An 18,633-nucleotide genomic window follows, 5' to 3' on the forward strand; every position below is an offset into this window, starting at 1 on the left:
CCAAAGCAATTCCCTGTCTGTTTTTGATTATTTTTCGATTTTGCAATTGGTTAATCTTTAGACTTGCCTAGCTACTTCAACATGGGCATGCTGATACGGTCTTATTTCTGATCTAAAAAATTTTATAAAAACTTCATTTAACTGTTCAGATATTTACTTTTGTTTGTAAATTGAGACAGATGGCTGAACTCAACCGTCATAACTTGACGTTAAATGTACTAATCTTTGCACTTGAACATTTTTCATGCGCTATCATATATAGGTTTTTAAAAGAATCATCCAGGATTATTGCATGAGCCAAAGTCATATCCGTATTCGAGGTGCACGTACGCATAACCTTAAGAATGTGAACCTTGATATTCCACGCGACAAGTTTGTGGTGATTACGGGACTCTCCGGTTCAGGTAAATCCTCACTGGCATTTGATACCCTCTATGCCGAAGGCCAGCGTCGCTATGTCGAATCACTGTCTGCCTATGCGCGCCAGTTCCTGTCCCAGATGGAAAAACCAGAAGTCGATTCAATTGAAGGGCTAAGCCCGGCGATTGCCATCGAGCAGAAATCCACCAGCCATAACCCGCGTTCTACTGTGGGAACCATCACGGAAATTTACGACTATTTACGTCTGCTGTATGCCCGTGTCGGTACCCCATATTGCCCTGAGCATGACCTGCCAATGGTCGCGCAAACCGTGACAGAAATGGTCGATGCCGTGAAAGCCCTGGAAGAAGGCACAGCGCTGATGCTGCTGGCGCCTGTAGTACGTGAGCGTAAGGGTGAATACTCGGCACTGTTCGAACAGTTACAAAGCCAGGGCTTCGTGCGTGCCCGCGTGGATGGTGAGATAGTAGAAATCGATCCGCCACCAGAACTGGATAAAAAGAAAAAACACACCATTGAAGTGGTGGTCGACCGTTTTAAAGTGCGTGATGACCTTGGCAACCGGATTGCGGAAAGTTTTGAAACTGCCCTGCGTCTGGGTGGGGATATTGCCATCCTGTCCTGGATGAAAGGCGAGCAGCCGGACCGTGTTTTCTCAGCCAAGCACTCCTGCCCGGAATGTGACCGTGCCGTGGCGGAGCTGGAACCACGCTTATTCTCGTTCAACAACCCGTTCGGCGCATGCCCGGTCTGTGATGGCCTAGGTACCCGCAGCCATTTCAGTGCCGAAAAACTGATTCCGAATCCTGAACTCAGCCTGAGCCAAGGCGCGATTCGCGGCTGGGACCGTCAGCGTCCATATTATTACAGTATGATTGAGAAAGTAGCGAATCACTTTGGCTATTCGCTGGACACGCCTTGGAATCAACTGGAAGCTGATGTTAAAAAGAAACTTCTGTATGGTACCGGGCGGGAAAAAATCGACCTCAGCTATATCGATGAACGTGGCCGTCGTCATAACCGCGTGATTCCATTTGAAGGTGTATTGCCACATTTAGAACGCCGCTACCGTGAAACCGAAAGCAATTATGTGCGTGATGACCTGGCCCAGTATCTGTCTAATGCGGCTTGTGATGCCTGCGGGGGTTCACGTCTGAATGAAATTTCCCGTCATGTCCGGGTGAAAGACAAGACCATCGCTGAAATCACCAAAATGTCGATTGGTGATGCTGAAAGCTATTATCAGGGTCTCAACCTTGAAGGAGCCAAAGGTGAAATTGCCGACAAGATTTTCAAGGAAATCCGTGAACGTCTGCACTTCCTAGTATCTGTTGGCCTGAACTATCTCAGCCTGTCACGTTCTGCGGAAACCCTGTCTGGTGGTGAAGCACAACGTATCCGTCTGGCTTCGCAGATTGGTGCCGGCCTGATGGGCGTGATGTATGTCCTGGATGAACCATCGATTGGTCTGCACCAGCGCGACAATGACCGCCTGCTCGAAACTTTGGTGCGTCTGCGTGATCTGGGTAATACCGTATTAGTCGTAGAACATGATGAAGATGCCATTCGTGCTGCCGACCATATTATTGATATCGGTCCGGGTGCCGGTGTGCATGGCGGTCATGTGATCGCCGAAGGTAACTATAAAGAACTGGCAGCCAATAAAAACTCACTCACCGGTAAATACCTGTCAGGTGAGCTGAAAATTGAAGTGCCAAAACAGCGCACCAAACCGCCAAAACCGGAAGAACAGATTAAGTTGATGGGAGCTGCCGGGCACAACCTGAAAAATGTCGACTTAACTATTCCGTTAGGTGTGATGACCTGTATCACCGGGGTGTCTGGTTCTGGTAAATCGACATTGATTAACCGTACCCTGTTGCCACTGGCAGCAACCCAGTTAAATGGCGCGACCACGCTGACCGCCGAAAAATTTGATTCCATCGATGGTCTGCAGTACCTGGATAAAGTGGTGGATATTGACCAAAGCCCGATTGGACGTACCCCACGTTCGAATCCGGCAACCTATACTGGTCTATTTACCCCAATTCGTGAACTGTTTTCGCAGACTCAGGAAGCCAAAGCCCGTGGTTATACCGCTGGCCGTTTCTCCTTTAACGTGAAAGGCGGTCGCTGTGAAGCCTGTGAAGGTGACGGCATGATTAAGGTGGCAATGCACTTCCTGCCCGACATGTATGTGCCTTGTGATGCTTGTCATGGCAAGCGTTATAACCGTGAAACGCTGGAAGTGAATTACAAGGGCAAAAATATTTCTGACGTCCTGGAAATGACCGTTGAAGATGCGATGCATTTCTTTGATGCGATTCCAGTGATTCACCGCCGTCTAGAAACTCTACATCAGGTGGGTCTGGGTTATATCCGTCTGGGACAATCTGCGACTACCCTTTCTGGTGGTGAAGCCCAACGTGTGAAACTGGCCCGTGAACTGGCAAAACGCGATACCGGCAAAACCTTATATGTGCTGGATGAACCAACAACTGGTCTGCATTTCCATGACATTGCCAAATTATTAGACATCCTGCATGAGCTACGCAACAAGGGAAATACCATTGTGGTGATTGAACATAATCTGGATGTAATTAAAACCGCAGACTGGATTGTGGATCTCGGTCCTGAAGGTGGTGCTGGTGGCGGTATGATTATTGCTGAAGGTACGCCTGAAGAAGTGGCGAAGAATAAGGTTTCACATACTGCGAAGTTCTTAAAGCCGTTGTTAAAATAATAACAAATCACTTCCCTAGTCTTTCTTATTTAAGAAAGAAATTCCCTCCTTTTATAAAGGAGGGCGAGGGAAGATTTTAAATATGATAAGACTCTATCTTTTCTTTTACGTATCCAGTAGAAGAAGCTTCTTTTCCTAAAGGATAAATAAAGTAGGTAGCTTAAAAAAATCTAAGCCTCCGCCACTGCATTTCGCCCTTTCGCTTTTGCCCCAAACAATGCCTTATCCGCTTGAGTAAATAGATTGACCCAAGATGATGCCCCCACTGCTACACCAATACTGACTGAAACTTGAATCCGCTCGCCTGCTTTATTCTGGATGCTGGCAGCCTCAATCTCACGACAAATTTTTTCAGCAATTTGCAAAGCATTTTCCAGTTCAATATTTTCAATCAGAACCAGAAACTCATCTCCACCATAACGCACCAACAAATCCGAAGTCCGGACATTCGATTTTAAACACTGTGCAACTAGCTGAATAATCTCATCCCCAACAATATGTCCATACTGATCATTTACCTGCTTAAAGTGGTCAATATCAATAATCATCAAACAAGTCTGGCTAAACTGAGATGGGCTTTGTTCTAGAAAACGAATGTATTCATCCAGTGCAAAACGGTTAGATAAGCCTGTTAAAGGATCTGAATGAGCAATATTTTTTAATCTAAACTCCAGTGCATCACGTTGTTGCAACATCTGCTGCAGCTTTTTAATTCCGGCAAATAAACTGTCCGAATTATCTTTAGAAAGAGACTGAAGTGCAGAACTATCTGTTTTCGCTGAACTAGACAAATCAAACAAAATTTTACGTGCATGAATTAATGGCAAAAAGATATGTCGGCGTGCAAACACCATACTGGAAATAGCAGTCATTAAAGAAATCAGTGAAATTACGATGGTTCCAATCAAATATTTTAAATTCGACCGCATTTCTTTTTGCGCGACATCATGGCTATATTGCAACAGATAGCTTTGCATATCTACGACTTTGGCAAAATGATCCCCTATCATTTCACTAATTTGCATCGCCGTTAAATGATAAGGACGATGCTGCAAACTATCCTCAATCAGACTTGCTGCTAAAGGAATCCCCTGATCAATAAAATATTTTTTAATATCCTGATGCAACTTGATAAATTCTGGGGTTTTGTCTTCTTTGGGTTGTACCGTGTCAATTAAATCCCACAAGTAACGTACCCGATATTGGGTTTGCAGACTACGATTGCGGTTTTGTTCTGGAATCGTCTCTCCAAAGGTAACAGGGGCTGTAATATTGGAAACCACCCGTCCGGCCTGATCGCGCAGATCCGCTAACAATAAAATCTGGGAAACAAAATGGGCAATTTTACTCGAAGAAACATCCGACTCGATCACCAAACTTTTAAGCAACCGGCGACTATTATCCCAGACCTGAAACATTGCCAGAATACTGGTATCCAGCTGGGCTGCATTGCGCTCATCATAAGGTAGCGCGACATAGGCATCGACTTGCTGACGACCATATTCAAGACTGGGCTTTAATACCGTATAGATCTGTTGACTCAGCTCATTAAAACCACTCTCTTTTAATTGTTGCGCGGTATGTTCCAATTGATCATCTACTTTAGCGCGATATTCCAGCAGCATTTCTTGTTTTTGTTTAAATTCATCAGCCGAACTGATCATCAGCATATTAGCTGGACCACGTTCTCTGGAAATTTTATTGGCGAGGTCTGCCAGATCACGTAAGGCTTCAAGTTGATAATATGTACGATAGGACTGGGTAAATTTTTGGCTACTGTTAACAATGAGCGGAATACAAATCAGGAGTAAACAGAAAATAACGATAGACATCGCCCAATACAGGCGTTTACTGAGTTGCTCAGAGCGCAGGGTATTCATGGCTTTAAGTTACGCCCCTCAGCTCGATAAATAATAGAAAGAGGTATTTGCTTTAGTTGAAATATTATATAAATAAAATACTTAAGTCTAAAAGATTAAACCTTATACATTTCATATTTTTATTGATCTCCTAGGTCATTCTTACAATTATCTTTCTTTATTCATTTATAAATATCTTTTATTTCATAAACCTCAATTTAATTTTCCAAATAGTTCTAAAAAATTTGTAAATCCACGTTGTTTACTGTTTACACATGCAACAAATAAGTGCATAATGCACCGCATTAGGGCGAATTAAATTATTCCTCAGCAGATATTTTAATAAACCCGCAAATTTTGGCTAAAAAATCCCAGTTTTCCATGAAAATTGGGATTTTTTTTGTCTTTAGGATTATTAGCTCATATTTAAATATTAAAATTAAGCATCATTTTGGTGCATATATTTTTAATATTCATCGCTTCATAAAGCCTTCACCCCAATTTTAGACAAAAAAAAGCCCAACCTTGGGGAAAGCTGGGCCGATAAAACAAAAACTTGTGGAGAATCAGGTCAAATAAATACATTTCTGACTCGATAAGCTAATTATGTTAACTTTCATTTAAAATGTAAAGCTGATTATTTCAGTTGGATTTAATATTTGAGTGTTTTTTAATCTTTATGCGTTTAATCTTACATAATTTAAGCAGCAGTAAATTTAATGCATATCGCTTAAAATTGATTTTTTCTATTTCACAAAATATATCAATTAGATTAAACCATAACCAAAATTATAAAAAATTTACTTTTTAGATCCTCTAACCTTCTTATCTGTATCCTTAGTTTATTGTTCTTTCAGTAGTTTTTATAGTTGACATAGCTGATGCCTGATTGTTTGATTTTTAATCAAATTAATAACTTATAATTCTGTCTTCCAATAATTACCTTAGAGTTCATTGACTTAATAAATTGTTACAATACAATTACCAATTGTTTTACTCCCTTTTAAAAATGGTAAATATCATGAAAAAACTCGGTTTAGCCACTGCTTTATTATTAGCCATGACCGGTGCTCAAGCGTATCAATTCGAAGTTCAAGGTCAATCAGAATTCATCGACAATACTGTAAATGACAAAGACTTCTCTGGCGCTGTTCAAGGTACTTACTACTTTAAAGATGTTGACGCTTCTAAAGGTCCTTTAGCTGAAGCAGCATTCCTGAACCAAGCTTCTAACGTTTCTGCATCTTACACTTACGGTGAATATGATGTAGACGCTGACAACATCGATCAAACTTCTCATACTTTCGGTGCGAAAGGTGAAGCATATATCCCAACTAAAGTTGTTCCGGCTTACGCTAGCGCGTCTTACAGTCACACAATCACTGATAACAAAGGTGGTGTAGCGAACGACAATGGCGACCGTTATGCATTAGAACTGGGTGCTGTAGTTGCGCCTAACTTCTTGGTTGCTGTAGGTTATACAAGCGTTGCAGACCAAACGTCTTATGATGCTTTCAACATGTTTAACAACGGTGTTGCCAAAGCTGCGATCGAAAAAGATACAATCAACGAAGACCAAGACGCAATCACTGCACGTACTAAATACGTAGGTGCGATCGATGGCACTAACATGTCTATCGGTTTTGATGCTGGTTTAGTTTATGGTGAAGAAAACGCTTACAACCTGGGTACTACTCTATATGTAACTCCTAAACTAAGCGTTGGTGTTTCTTACCTTGAATCTGATCTTGCTGACCTGAACAAAGCAATCGGTGCTAACGTAAACTACTTCATCACTCCAGCGGTTGCTGTTGGTGCATCTTTTGTTGATGTAAATGCTGAAAATGAAAGCCGCGACACTCAAACTGTTGGCTTGAACGCTAAATTCCGCTTCTAATCTCTAATTAGATTCTGAATTGAGAAAGGACGCTTTATGCGTCCTTTTTTATTGGTCTGATTTTTTATGGGGTAAATGGGAAATATATTGCAACCCTACTAGTCGAGACGTAAGCGTCCGCTGAACCCCATGCCTATTTTTTAATTTGAGTTGGATTTCCAGCGATGTGGTAGTAATTCTTCTATTTGGGTCGCTTTATGCGTCGGCAGCCTTTTCAGCACATCACTTAAATAGGCATACGGATCCAAGCCATTCAGCTTTGCTGACTGGATTAAAGTCATGATATTTGCCGCTCGCTGTCCACTGCGCAGCGAGCCAGCAAACAGCCAGTTCTTGCGCCCTAAGGCCCAAGGTCGCATTTGATTCTCTACCCAATTATTGCAAATCGGTAGATTGCCATCATCCAAATAGCGGCTTAAGGCTGGCCAACGCTTCAGAGTGTAATTGATCGCCTTGGCGGTGGGAGAACTCGATGGCACCGTCAGATGATGTTGGTTGAGCCATTCATATAGTTGTTGCATCACTGGTTGACTATGCTGTTGTCGGTATTCGCGGCGGTCTTCCGCTGTACCATCGGTCTTTTTCCTGAGCTCTGCTTCTATCGCATACAGTTTCTGAATCAGCACTAATGCCTGTTCAGCGACCTGACTTTTCCCGGTCACATGCAGTTCATGGAATTTACGACGTGCATGGGCCATGCAGCCCACCTCAATGACCTGGCCTGATTTAAAGCGTGCTTTATAACCACTGTAATCATTACAGACTAGATAACCCTGCCAGCCTTTCAAGAACTCTGCAGCATGCTGGCCTGAACGACTATCCTGAAAGTCATAGATCACTGCCTGAACTGGATTGTACTGTGTAGTGGCATAGGCCCAGACATAACCTTTCTTCGGTTTTTTATCATTCTCACCCATCCGCATGATGGTGACCGGTGTTTCATCTGCATGCAGCACCTGCTGTTGTAGTACCACCTCTTTTAAGGCATTGGCCAGAGGTTCCAGTTCTACACCGCAGCGACCTATCCAGTCAGATAACGTTGATCTAGAAAGCTCGATTCCCGCCCGCTGATAGATCAGACGTTGACGGTACAGCGGTAAATGATCGGCATACTTCGATACCAGCACATGGCTGAGCAGTTCAGGTGAAGCAATGCCTTTATCAATCACATAGGCAGGCATCGCTTGCTGAGTCAGGGTGTCACACTGATCACAGACCCATTTGCCACGGACATGCTGTTCCTTATAGAACTGTGCCGGTCTGAAATGCAGTTTTTCACTGATATCTTCGCCGATACGACGTAACTGGCAGCCACAACTGCATTGGGTTGATGCTGGTTCATGCTCAATACGAATGGTGTGTAGATGATCGGGCAGCAGTCGACGTTTAGGTTTGTTGACTGTGGCTTTCTCTGTCGCTGCATCGGTTTTATCTGCATTTAATCGTTCTAATTCTAGATCAACCGCGGCAATATCTTCTTCGACCGCTTCATCCCAGAGATGGATTTGTTTTGCGGTGAGATGTTCGTTTTTACTGCCGAATTTGTGCTGTTTAAACAGCGCCAGTTCATGCTCGTATTTTTGATTGAGAATGGAAAGATGTTGAACTTGAGCATCTAATTGCTGATTGGTGACTTCAAGATGCTGAACTTTGGTATCTAATTGTTGGTTTGATTTTTCTAATTCTTGATTTGATTGTGCCAGAGACTGATGCTGCATTGCCAACTGCCGGGTGAATTCCAGCAGTTGTTCATGGGTCAGTTGGCTTAAGTCAGGCAGCGTATTCATGACCGCAGTATGCCTGAGGTCATGAGAAGAATGAAATAGAACGTTTGGAGAATAGCAGAATGGAACAGCCTGGTTTAAAGCATCGTCACCACCTGCTGTCGTCCAATGCGCTGCCAGGGCAAACCTTGGATCAGTGCCTGTAACTGTTCCGGACTGATCGCCATGCTTTCACCCTGGTGAACCTGCGCCCAGTGGAATTTTCCCTGTTCCAGCCGCCGGGCACACAGCCAGATGCCCAGTCCATCATGTACCAGCACTTTCATGCGATGGCCACGTTTATTACAGAACAGGTAAGCACAATGCGGTTTGATGTAGCCAAAGGCTCTCACCACCTGAGCCATGATAGTATCCATACCTGCACGCATGTCCAGAGGTTGGGTGGAGAGCCAGATTTCATCAATGCGGATCATGTTGCAAGTGCCTTGAGTAATTCTGCTAAAGCAGATATTTCTGATACTTGCCATTTCAAGCCAATTTCTGCTTTTGAGTGGGGTAAAGTAATTTGAACCGTTAACATGTCAGTAGGAGTAGGATCTAATGGTGCAGAGCAAGATAAGGCAATAAATGCAGGTTTATTCGGTAGTGGTGAGCGATCATTCCCTGGCTTACCATCAATTAAGCGAATCCATTTGGATACAAGATTTGTATTCAATCCATGTTGCAAAGCGACCGAAGCAATTGAAACGTCCGGTGCTTTACAAGCCTGAACGATCTGCTGTTTAAATTCAGCACTGTATGTTCTTCGTTTTTTCGCAAGAGATGCGATGGATGTCTGGTGATTTGTAGTCATAAATTTTAGTCCCCACTTGTTTTTAAGTGGGGACTAAATTAAGGCTTATAGGATCGCTTGGTAAGGCTGTGTTAGCCGGATGCTTACGTCGAGACACAATCAAAGCCAGATACATCACACCAAAAAACATCTGGATCATAGCCAACATTCTGGCAAAAGGACTCACAGGTATGGTATCTGCTAATCCTGTGGCGGATTGTACGCTAAAACTCAAGAATAATAAGTCCAGCCAAGGCTGATAAGCTTGAAGATCTGGGTCAGCAAAACTATATGGAATCAATAACTGGCAAATACTATAAAGAAAGGCAAAGCCCCAAGCCATTAAGGTAAAAGCAGCCCCTGCTGCAAATAATTCATCTTTAGTTAGATAACGGTCGTGAAACATATAACGTAATAGACCATAGGATGCACTGAAATAAGCACAGGCTTCAAAGGCATGCGCGGTAATTAATACCCAGACCTGTTTCACGCCTAATAAAACCAGTGATGAAAAGAACAGTGCACCAATAACAAAGCTTAATCCTAGTATGGTAAATACGGGGGTTTGACGAATGACTCGGGCAATCACCAGCAAAACCAATACGCCTATTACCCAAGTCGCGGCCCGATAAGGAGCATACTCATAGCTCAGTACTGATAGGATCAGGATAATGAATTGCAGACAAAGCAGCCAAGCAGAAGGCAGGCGCTTAAAGGTCGTCCAGCACATTAACCAAGTTTGTTTCATCTAATCCTTCTTTTTCATGACACTACACATCTGCAGCTTTATTTTTATCTTTCTAAACTTAGCATGTAATTAGTGGCTTGAAGAGCTGTACTTTGTAGCAAAATGATGTATTAATTTCAAAAATAAATATTTAAATATGCTGAATAATCTATTCAGTGAATGCGAATTTCTTGTAGCTCTTCAGACGGATTAAACCAACATTTAAATTGAAGACCAGATAAAATTACGCTCAATTTTATGATTCTTATAATTTGATCTTTGTTGCATGAAAGACGATCTCAATAAAAAAGGACGCAGTTTGCATCCTTTTTTATTCGGCTAGCCAAGTGAAAGAACTTAGCGCACCCTGCTCAAGAAGTGTAGATGCCTTTCATACTGATCCAGAATATCCTGTAACAGATCTTCTCGCGTCCATTCCATCACATCATAGTTTTGTCCACCTTCATTAAGGAAGACTTCAGCCTGGAAGTGTTGTCCTGAATCTTCATCCTGAGACGGCATAAAACTTGGTGGTAAGATCTGGCGCGCAACTACAGCATAGACAAAATTCGCTTCATCCTGATGGTCTACTCGCAAGCATAGCCCCTGCTCTATTTCATCAATAACCACGGCATGATGACGGCGTTGAAACTCTTTCTGAATACTTAAAAATGCCTGTCTGACTTCCGACTGGATATACTCCGTTACTTCCTGCTCATCATGAGCATAATGCATGATCAGTCCCAGACGCTGTTGCCAGCTACGCGGATTATGAATGGCTCGTGGGGTTATCCGGGCTTCTTGTAAGGCTTGCATTTTCGTGACTTCCAGCCGTAGTGCCTTAATCAGTCCCCAACTAATTACCAACATGATCAAGGTAAACGGTAAGGCACTGAGCATTGTGGCTGATTGTAATGCAGCTAGGCCACCTGCATACAATAAGACGATTGCCAGTAAAGCCATGATCACTGTCCAGAATAGACGTTGCCAGGTAGGAGACTGATCAGATTTAGCCGTCAGATAATCGGTGACCAGTGCACCAGAATCAGCGGAAGTCACAAAAAACAGCATCACCAGAAGTGTGGCAACTACGCTCATCACGGCTGAGAAAGGCATTCCATGCAGAAATTCAAACAGCGCTACAGATGAATCACGCTGTACCGCCTGCATCAGGTTAATATTGGCTTCTTGCAAAATGCTGTATAGCGCTGCATTCCCCATAAAGCCCATCCAGATTAGGGTAAAGCCGGTTGGAATCAGTAACACCCCCACAATAAATTCACGGACAGTTCGGCCTCGAGATACGCGGGCAATGAACATCCCAACAAATGGTGACCAGGAAATCCACCAGGCCCAATACATGATGGTCCATCCACCAATCCAGCCACTGGACTGATAGGCATAGAGATTAAAGGTCATACTGAACAGGCTTGACGCATACTGTCCGACATTCTGAATAGTTGTTTGAAGTAGATAAATCGTTGGTCCAGCCAGGAAAACAAACAGCAATAGCCCTAAAGCCAGAACTAGATTGAGCTCGGATAAGCGCTTGATGCCTTTATCCAGACCAAAAAATACTGAGAGTGAAGCCATGGCACTGACAATAATGATCAGGATGACCTGTACTCCGGTACTTTGCTCGATGCCAAACAGATAGTTCAGACCAGAATTAATCTGCGTGACCCCAAAACCCAGAGTAGTGGCGACACCAAATACGGTTCCGATGGTCGCGAAGATATCCACACTATCCCCGATCGGACCATAAATTCGTTTGCCAATTAAAGGATAAAGAGCCGAGCGTATTTTCAAAGGCAGCTGATGCCGATAAGCAAAATAAGCTAGTGATAATCCGACAAGTGTATAGATCGCCCAGGCATGGAGTCCCCAATGGAAGAAGGTAACCCGCATCGCCTGCTGTGCCGCCTGAATGGTTTCCGGTTCACCCGATGGAGGCGTGACATAGTGCATCACCGGTTCAGCCACACCGAAGAACATCAACCCAATCCCCATGCCCGCTGTAAACAGCATGGCAAACCAGGAGGTATTTTTATAATCCGGGATGCTATGGTCTGGACCCAGCTTGATCCTGCCCATATCAGACAATGCAATGAAAATCAGGAGAATCAGAAAAATTGCCACAGACAAGACATAGAACCAGCTAAAAGAGGTCGTCACCCACTGGTTCAGTTGCTGGGTCATCAGTTCAAACGAATTTGGTGCCAAGACCACCATTAGAAGAAATAGTCCAATAATGATGACAGTTGTTAAAAACACACGAGGATTCACATTGGAATACCAGGATGTGATTCTGGAAGACATATCCACTCCATTTTTGCTTTTTATTTATCCGACCAGATTGGTCACACAGGCATTACTCAAAAAAGAAGACATGAGTAAAAAGAACGCGTTTCGATCACATATCGAAACTTAATTAATAGGATAAGTTATTGTTCTTATTCACTTGGTTGTACTCCTGTTCCCTTCTCGTAACTTAAAAGCGAAAAGCCTTGATCTATTTTGTTTATCAAAGGCCCTAAAATCTTGCTCTAGAAACACAGGAATCATGCAATGAAATACTGCATCAGCATCAAAACATCCAGGCAATAAAAAAGTCCCTTACGGGACTTCTTTATGGAGAATCAAATCATCTTAGTGATCAGATGCACCTGAGATACCGATACCTGTTTGCGAACGTACAAACTGTGCATCGAATGCTTTGCGTTCTGCTTGAGCCTGTGCCGAATTATCAGTCACAGAGAACAACCAGCAGCAGAAGAACGACAACGGCATTGCGAAGATCGCTGGGCCATTGAATGGGTTCACTGCAGTTTCTGCAATACCCAGTGTATCTACCCAAACTGCTTTAGACAGTACAATCAGTACTACTGCAGTCACCAGACCTACGATACCACCAATCACCGCACCACGAGTGGTTAAGCCTTTCCAGAACATGGACAGTACCAGTACCGGGAAGTTGGCACATGCTGCAACCGAGAATGCCAGACCTACCATGAAAGCAACGTTCTGTTTCTCGAACAGGATACCCAGAATCATCGCGAAGATAGCAAGACCAAGAGTCGCGATCTTAGACATACGCAGTTCAGATTCAGGCGTGGTTTGACCTTTCTTGAATACGTTCGCGTACAAGTCATGTGAAATTGCTGAAGCACCTGACAGGGTCAGACCCGCTACAACCGCAAGAATGGTTGCGAATGCGACTGCTGAAATAAAGCCCATAAACAGGTCACCACCCACTGCATCTGCAAGGTGAACCGCCGCCATGTTGTTACCACCTACAAGCTGTAACTTACCTGTAAGTGCCATTTTTGCAACATCCAGGAATTGCGGGTTATTCGCAACGTACAGGATCGCACCAAAACCGATGATGAATGTCAGCAGGTAGAAGTAACCAATAAAGCCTGTTGCAACCACAACTGATTTGCGTGCTTCTTTCGCATCTTTTACGGTAAAGAAACGCATCAGGATGTGTGGCAGACCGGCAGTACCGAACATCAGCGCAAGACCAAGAGAAATCGCATCGACCGGATTAGACGCCAGACTACCTGGGCCCATGATTTTGGTTGCATCAGCCAGGTTCAGGTCATGCACTTTTGAATAAACACCGATTGCTTGTTCAAACATGTTGGTGAAACTGAAACCTACGCCTTTCATGACCATGAATGCCATGAAAGTTGCGCCAGACAGCAGCATTACCGCTTTAATAATCTGTACCCATGTGGTCGCCAGCATGCCACCGAAGATCACGTAAGCCATCATTAGAAGGCCAACAATCACCACAGCGATGTTGTAGTTCAAACCGAAAAGTAATTTGATCAGCTGACCTGCGCCTACCATCTGTGCGATCAAGTAGAACGCAACAACTACAAGTGAGCTCAGTGCTGCCAAGGTACGTACCGGCTTTTCCTGCAAGCGGAAAGATACCACGTCAGACAGGTTATATTTACCCAGGTTACGCAAACGTTCTGCCACCAGGAACAGTACGATTGGCCAGCCTACCATGAAGCCCAGGGAATACAGCAACCCATCGAAACCGGACAGGAATACCATCGCGGAAATACCAAGGAAGGATGCGGCGGACATATAGTCACCCGCAATCGCCAGGCCATTCTGGAAGCCAGAAATACCACCACCGGCGGTATAGAAGTCTTTAGCACTGGTAGTCTGCTTTGCAGCCCATTTGGTAATAAATAACGTGGCACCAACGAAAATCACAAACATGATAATCGCGTTCCAGTTGGTCGCCTGCTGTTCTGCTGCACCCAGATCCGGGCCAGCCATTGCGATGCCTGAGCTGACTGCCGCTGCAGCCAGGGCGATAAGAGAATTCCATTTCATCTTAGTGTGGTCCTTTTTCATGAGCAATCGCTTCAACTTCGCGCACCGCTTCTTGGTTCAATTGATCAAGTCTGTTATTGGCAATATAGGAATACACACCGCACAGAACAAATGACAGAACAATAATGCCTAGACCCAATGGGATCCCCCACGTGGTCACACCGCCTGAAATGGAAGACAATAGAAATTCTTTGTTGTAGCCTACCAGCAACATAAAGCCGACATAGACAAACAACATGATGGCTGTTAAGGTCCAGCTCAGGTTACGCTTTCTGCGCACCATTTCTTTGAATTTGGGATTCTGTAGAATTCTTTCTACCTGCACCTCATCCATAATTACACTCCTGTAGCCCAACCTTGGGCCTGCTATTTTTTAATTCGAATTATCACCCCATCAAATTAGCAAGCTTGGTCACTGGTTGTAATTTAGACTTTGGTCGTTAAAAAATGATCAATTCAAGTCCTAAAGTGCATGATGCTGTATCATAGCGGCATGCTCGATACATTTAAGGCTATATGAATAGTTGGCTCATCATCGGGGTCCTCACCCTCTATATCGCATTACTCTTTATCTGCGCTTTCTTCGGAGAAAAACACGCGAGTCGCTTGAGTACTCGTGGGCGCATGTTATTGTTTAGCTTAACTTTAGGGGTTTACTGCTCGTCTTGGACCTTCTACGGCGCGACTGGAGCAGCGGTCCGTGAAGGCATCATTTTTCTGCCAATATACTTGGGTCCATTACTGTTTGTTGCCATCGGTTATGATATCTGGCGACGTCTGGGACGGGTTCGTCAGCACCATGCGATTTCCTCCATCGCCGACTTCGTCGCTGCACGTTATGGCAAGAGTGGCCCGCTCGCTTCGCTGGTCACGATTCTGGCCGTCATTGCGATTATTCCTTACCTGGCCTTGCAGTTACGTGCCATTGCCTTAAGTGCCTCCGTGATTTTAGAACCTACCGGTGGGATTGCCAGCACGACCAACAGCGTGCTGTTCCTGACTGGTGTACTGGCGATTCTAGCGATGATTTTCGGTACCCGGCAGATTGCCAATACCGAGCAGCATGGCGGTCTGATGCTGGCGGTGGCTTTTGAATCTTTCGTTAAGCTATTTGCCTTACTAGCCGTCGCGGGCTTTTTTGTCTTTGCTGAACCGAGCAATATTACCCAGATCAGCACTGACATCCGTAGCACTTTCCACGATGTGCAAATGTTCGGCGTACCGGAAAGCTTCTGGGTACAAACCCTGCTGGCTGCCTTAGCGATTATCTGTTTGCCTCGCCAGTTCCACGTTGCCGTAGTCGAGCTACGTGATGAAAAACATATCCGTGGCGCACGTCGCTGGTTTGCCATCTATCTGACTCTAACTACTATTGCGATTATTCCAATTGCCAGCTGGGCACTACATGCCGCACCGCATTATCTGGCGATTCCGGATGTCGCAGTGTTGTCTCTGCCGCTCAGTTACAACCAGGACTGGCTCACCTTACTAGCCTTCCTTGGCGGTTTCTCGGCATCCACCGGCATGCTGCTGGTGTCATCTGTGGCGCTGTCCATCATGCTCAGTAATGACCTGATCATGCCCGCACTCTGGCGTACAAATCTGATTTCACGGCATGACAAACGCCTGCCATTAGTACTGAAATTTACCCGTCGCGTCTGCATTCTTGCCGTGATGCTGCTGGGCTTTCTGTTCTATAACTTCTTTAATGATATCGATCAGCTGTCCGTATTTGGCTTGTTAGCATTTAGTGCTGTGGCGCAGTTCGCCCCTGCCCTGATTGGTGGTCTGTACTGGCGTGGCGGCAGTAAACAGGGGGTTTATGCCGGCCTGCTCACTGGCTTTGCGCTATGGGCCTATACCTTACTGTTGCCGACCATTCTGCGTAGCCTACCAGTACAGTTCCAACAGTTTAGTCAGGACTTTCTGAATTTCGGCCCATTCGGCTGGAACTGGTTGCGTCCGGAAGCGCTAATTGGTTTTGAGTCATTCAATTCTTTAACCCATGGGGTTGTCTGGTCACTGGGCCTGAATTTGCTACTGTATGTCTGGGTGTCACGAATTTTCCGTCCAAGCGTGGCGGAACAGATTCAGGCAGAAAGTTTCTTCTATTATGAAACCAAACCGTTGCCATCGCAGAGCCCAACTACGGATGTGAGCTATTCCCATCAGGATGTCGCACGTTTGAAAGTCGGTGACCTGATTACTCTGGCCAAGCGTATTACCGGTGAAGAACCGACCATGCGTGCATTCAAACAGTTCTGTACCCAGAATAATGTCGAACTGAATGAAAGCAGTAGTGCTAATGGCATGTGGTGGCGTTTTACCGAACAGTATCTGGCGGGAACGATTGGTGCCGCTTCGGCACGTACCCTGCTGACCACGGCGATGGTGAATAATGGTCTGGCACTCGGCCAGGTCGCCAACATTCTCGACCAGGCATCGCAATGGCAGCGTTTTAACCAGAACCTGATCATGACCATGATCGACCATATGACCCAAGGGGTCAGCGTCGTCGATGAAAACATGTGTCTGGTAGCCTGGAACAACCAGTACCTGAAGCTGTTCGATTATCCAAAAGATATTGTTTATGTTGGTTGTCCGATTGCCGATCTGATTCGTTATAACGCTGAGCGTGGTGAATGTGGCCCGGGTTCAGTCGAAGAACATGTGCGAAAACGGATTCACTGGATGCAGGTCGGTAGCGCACATGAATTCGAGCGAATCCGTAAAGATGGCCGTGTGATCCAGATGCGCGGGAACCCGATTGAAGGCGGTGGTTTCGTAACGACCTTTGCCGACATTACCGCCTTCCGTGAAAATGAAGCCGTGCTGGAAGCACGCGTGCGTGAACGTACCCAGCAGCTGGCTGATGCTTTATCTGAACAGCAACTGGCCCGTGAACAGGCGGACAAGGCCAATATGTCCAAGAGCCGCTTTATTGCGGCAGCCAGTCATGACCTGCTCCAGCCAATGCATGCGGCACGTCTGTTCAGTACTGCGCTGGAACAAAGTGTCCAGAGTGAAGAAGACCGCAAAACCTTGCAGCAACTGGACCGTGCGCTGCATGGTGCCGAAAGCATGCTCTCCGCCCTGCTCGATATCGCGCGTTTAGAAGGCGGTACGATTCAGCCGAAACGTCAGGCTTATCCATTGCATGACCTGCTCAGCGATCTGGAACTGCAATTTAAGTCGATTGCAGCCCAGCGTGGCATCAAACTCAGCGTACACGATGCCCAGTTCTGGATTGATACCGATCCGCAATGGATTCGCCGGATTATCCAGAACTTTGTCAGCAATGCACTGCGTTATACCGCACGCGGTAAAGTCGTAGTCGGTGTGCTGCGTTCCAGTACCCGCCCCAACCATATCCGCATTGGCGTCTGGGATACCGGTCCAGGCATTGCTGAAGAACAGCGCATCAAGCTGTTCCAGGAATTCGAACGCTGCGGCCATACTTCACCTTGGGGTGAACAGGGCCTCGGCCTTGGCCTGGCCATCGTACAGCGTATGACCAGCATGCTGGACTATCCAGTGCATGTTTATTCCGAACTGGGCAAAGGTTCCTGCTTCATGATTGACGTACCGCTGACCGAGGCTCCAAAAGTCGTGGCAGCACCGGTACAGGCGGTTCCGCTGAAATCCAAAGCCTTTAAAGTCCTGTGTCTGGACAATGATGAAACCATTCTGGAAGGCATGTCGACCCTGCTGACCAAATGGGGCTATCAGGTATTTAAGGCAACTGAGCCGGAACAGGCACAAGAACTGATCAAGCAGGAAAATATTCAAGTCTGGTTAGTGGATCAGCACCTGAATAATGACAAGCGTGGTCTGGACTTTATTATGGCAAATCGCCAAAACGATGTGCCAGTCGCCTTGATCACTGCAGATTCTGATCCGGAACTGCCGCAACAGCTGAAAGATTTAAATATCGTGCTGCTGAAAAAGCCACTGAAACCAGCATCGCTACGTTCCTGGTTATCCGGTTTGAAAATTTCAGATCGCTAAGATTATTAAACTTTTCTGGTGCCTGTTTTACCTAGCGTAAAGCAGGCATTTTTATTGCAATTGTCACAAAAAATTTCAATATTTGCCTAATTTTCAAAGCTATGGG

11 protein-coding genes are annotated in these 18,633 nt (G+C 45.2%); 3 read left to right on the forward strand and 8 right to left on the reverse strand.

Going from position 1 to position 18,633, the window contains the following annotated elements; translation table 11 throughout:
• Positions 1-292: 292 nt before the first annotated feature.
• Positions 293-3,124 (forward strand): excinuclease ABC subunit UvrA, encoded by a 2,832-nt coding sequence (uvrA, locus tag ABEF84_RS14400; protein WP_347454642.1) that lies wholly within the window; start codon positions 293-295, stop codon positions 3,122-3,124.
• A gap of 170 nt (positions 3,125-3,294) precedes the next feature.
• On the opposite strand, the gene ABEF84_RS14405 is transcribed toward uvrA, so the two are convergent.
• On the reverse strand, positions 3,295-5,004 hold the full coding sequence (locus ABEF84_RS14405) for a GGDEF domain-containing protein (protein ID WP_034588722.1): 1,710 nt from the start codon (positions 5,002-5,004) through the stop codon (positions 3,295-3,297).
• A 1,000-nt stretch (positions 5,005-6,004) separates the two neighbouring features.
• On the opposite strand from ABEF84_RS14405, the gene omp33-36 reads away from it, so the two are divergent.
• Positions 6,005-6,880: a porin Omp33-36 gene (gene omp33-36, locus ABEF84_RS14410; protein WP_034588720.1), complete on the forward strand. Its 876-nt coding sequence runs from the start codon at positions 6,005-6,007 to the stop codon at positions 6,878-6,880.
• Between the two features lie 140 nt (positions 6,881-7,020).
• Here the strand turns inward: omp33-36 and tnpC are convergent, their stop codons facing one another.
• The 7 genes from tnpC to ABEF84_RS14445 all read right to left on the reverse strand — a co-directional run bounded on the left by tnpC (position 7,021) and on the right by ABEF84_RS14445 (position 14,853).
• A complete protein-coding gene (gene tnpC, locus ABEF84_RS14415; protein WP_347454641.1) occupies positions 7,021-8,667 on the reverse strand; it encodes an IS66 family transposase in 1,647 nt (548 codons plus the stop codon).
• Positions 8,668-8,741: 74 nt separating this feature from the next.
• Positions 8,742-9,077, reverse strand: a complete 336-nt coding sequence (gene tnpB / locus ABEF84_RS14420) for an IS66 family insertion sequence element accessory protein TnpB (protein WP_004691519.1) — start codon at positions 9,075-9,077, stop codon at positions 8,742-8,744.
• Entirely contained in the window at positions 9,074-9,457 is a 384-nt protein-coding gene (gene tnpA / locus ABEF84_RS14425) for an IS66-like element accessory protein TnpA (protein WP_004762545.1), read from the reverse strand. The genes tnpB and tnpA overlap by 4 nt, the downstream gene beginning before the upstream one ends.
• A gap of 22 nt (positions 9,458-9,479) precedes the next feature.
• On the reverse strand, positions 9,480-10,184 hold the full coding sequence (locus ABEF84_RS14430) for an ion channel (protein WP_347454640.1): 705 nt from the start codon (positions 10,182-10,184) through the stop codon (positions 9,480-9,482).
• Positions 10,185-10,520: 336 nt separating this feature from the next.
• Positions 10,521-12,482, reverse strand: coding sequence for a choline BCCT transporter BetT (locus ABEF84_RS14435; protein WP_347454639.1), 1,962 nt, complete (start codon positions 12,480-12,482; stop codon positions 10,521-10,523).
• 330 nt (positions 12,483-12,812) lie between these two features.
• Entirely contained in the window at positions 12,813-14,519 is a 1,707-nt protein-coding gene (locus ABEF84_RS14440; protein ID WP_347454638.1) for a cation acetate symporter, read from the reverse strand.
• Position 14,520: 1 nt separating this feature from the next.
• Positions 14,521-14,853, reverse strand: coding sequence for a DUF485 domain-containing protein (locus ABEF84_RS14445; RefSeq protein WP_034588715.1), 333 nt, complete (start codon positions 14,851-14,853; stop codon positions 14,521-14,523).
• A gap of 182 nt (positions 14,854-15,035) precedes the next feature.
• Here ABEF84_RS14445 and ABEF84_RS14450 point away from each other — a divergent pair, with 182 nt between their 5' ends.
• Positions 15,036-18,527, forward strand: a complete 3,492-nt coding sequence (locus ABEF84_RS14450) for a PAS domain-containing hybrid sensor histidine kinase/response regulator (RefSeq protein ID WP_347454637.1) — start codon at positions 15,036-15,038, stop codon at positions 18,525-18,527.
• Positions 18,528-18,633: the final 106 nt, after the last annotated feature.

It is taken from the genome of Acinetobacter sp. ANC 7912 (assembly GCF_039862785.1).
GTDB classification, from domain to species: Bacteria; Pseudomonadota; Gammaproteobacteria; order Pseudomonadales; family Moraxellaceae; genus Acinetobacter; species Acinetobacter thermotolerans.

Excerpts from the sequence above, each read along its gene's own strand:
- uvrA (WP_347454642.1), top strand. The coding sequence starts at position 293 with ATGAGCCAAAGTCATATCCGTATTCGAGGTGCACGTACGCATAACCTT.
- ABEF84_RS14405 (WP_034588722.1), bottom strand. The coding sequence starts at position 5,004 with ATGAATACCCTGCGCTCTGAGCAACTCAGTAAACGCCTGTATTGGGCG.
- omp33-36 (WP_034588720.1), top strand. The coding sequence starts at position 6,005 with ATGAAAAAACTCGGTTTAGCCACTGCTTTATTATTAGCCATGACCGGT.
- tnpC (WP_347454641.1), bottom strand. The coding sequence starts at position 8,667 with ATGAATACGCTGCCTGACTTAAGCCAACTGACCCATGAACAACTGCTG.
- tnpB (WP_004691519.1), bottom strand. The coding sequence starts at position 9,077 with ATGATCCGCATTGATGAAATCTGGCTCTCCACCCAACCTCTGGACATG.
- tnpA (WP_004762545.1), bottom strand. The coding sequence starts at position 9,457 with ATGACTACAAATCACCAGACATCCATCGCATCTCTTGCGAAAAAACGA.
- ABEF84_RS14430 (WP_347454640.1), bottom strand. The coding sequence starts at position 10,184 with ATGAAACAAACTTGGTTAATGTGCTGGACGACCTTTAAGCGCCTGCCT.
- ABEF84_RS14435 (WP_347454639.1), bottom strand. The coding sequence starts at position 12,482 with ATGTCTTCCAGAATCACATCCTGGTATTCCAATGTGAATCCTCGTGTG.
- ABEF84_RS14440 (WP_347454638.1), bottom strand. The coding sequence starts at position 14,519 with ATGAAATGGAATTCTCTTATCGCCCTGGCTGCAGCGGCAGTCAGCTCA.
- ABEF84_RS14445 (WP_034588715.1), bottom strand. The coding sequence starts at position 14,853 with ATGGATGAGGTGCAGGTAGAAAGAATTCTACAGAATCCCAAATTCAAA.
- ABEF84_RS14450 (WP_347454637.1), top strand. The coding sequence starts at position 15,036 with ATGAATAGTTGGCTCATCATCGGGGTCCTCACCCTCTATATCGCATTA.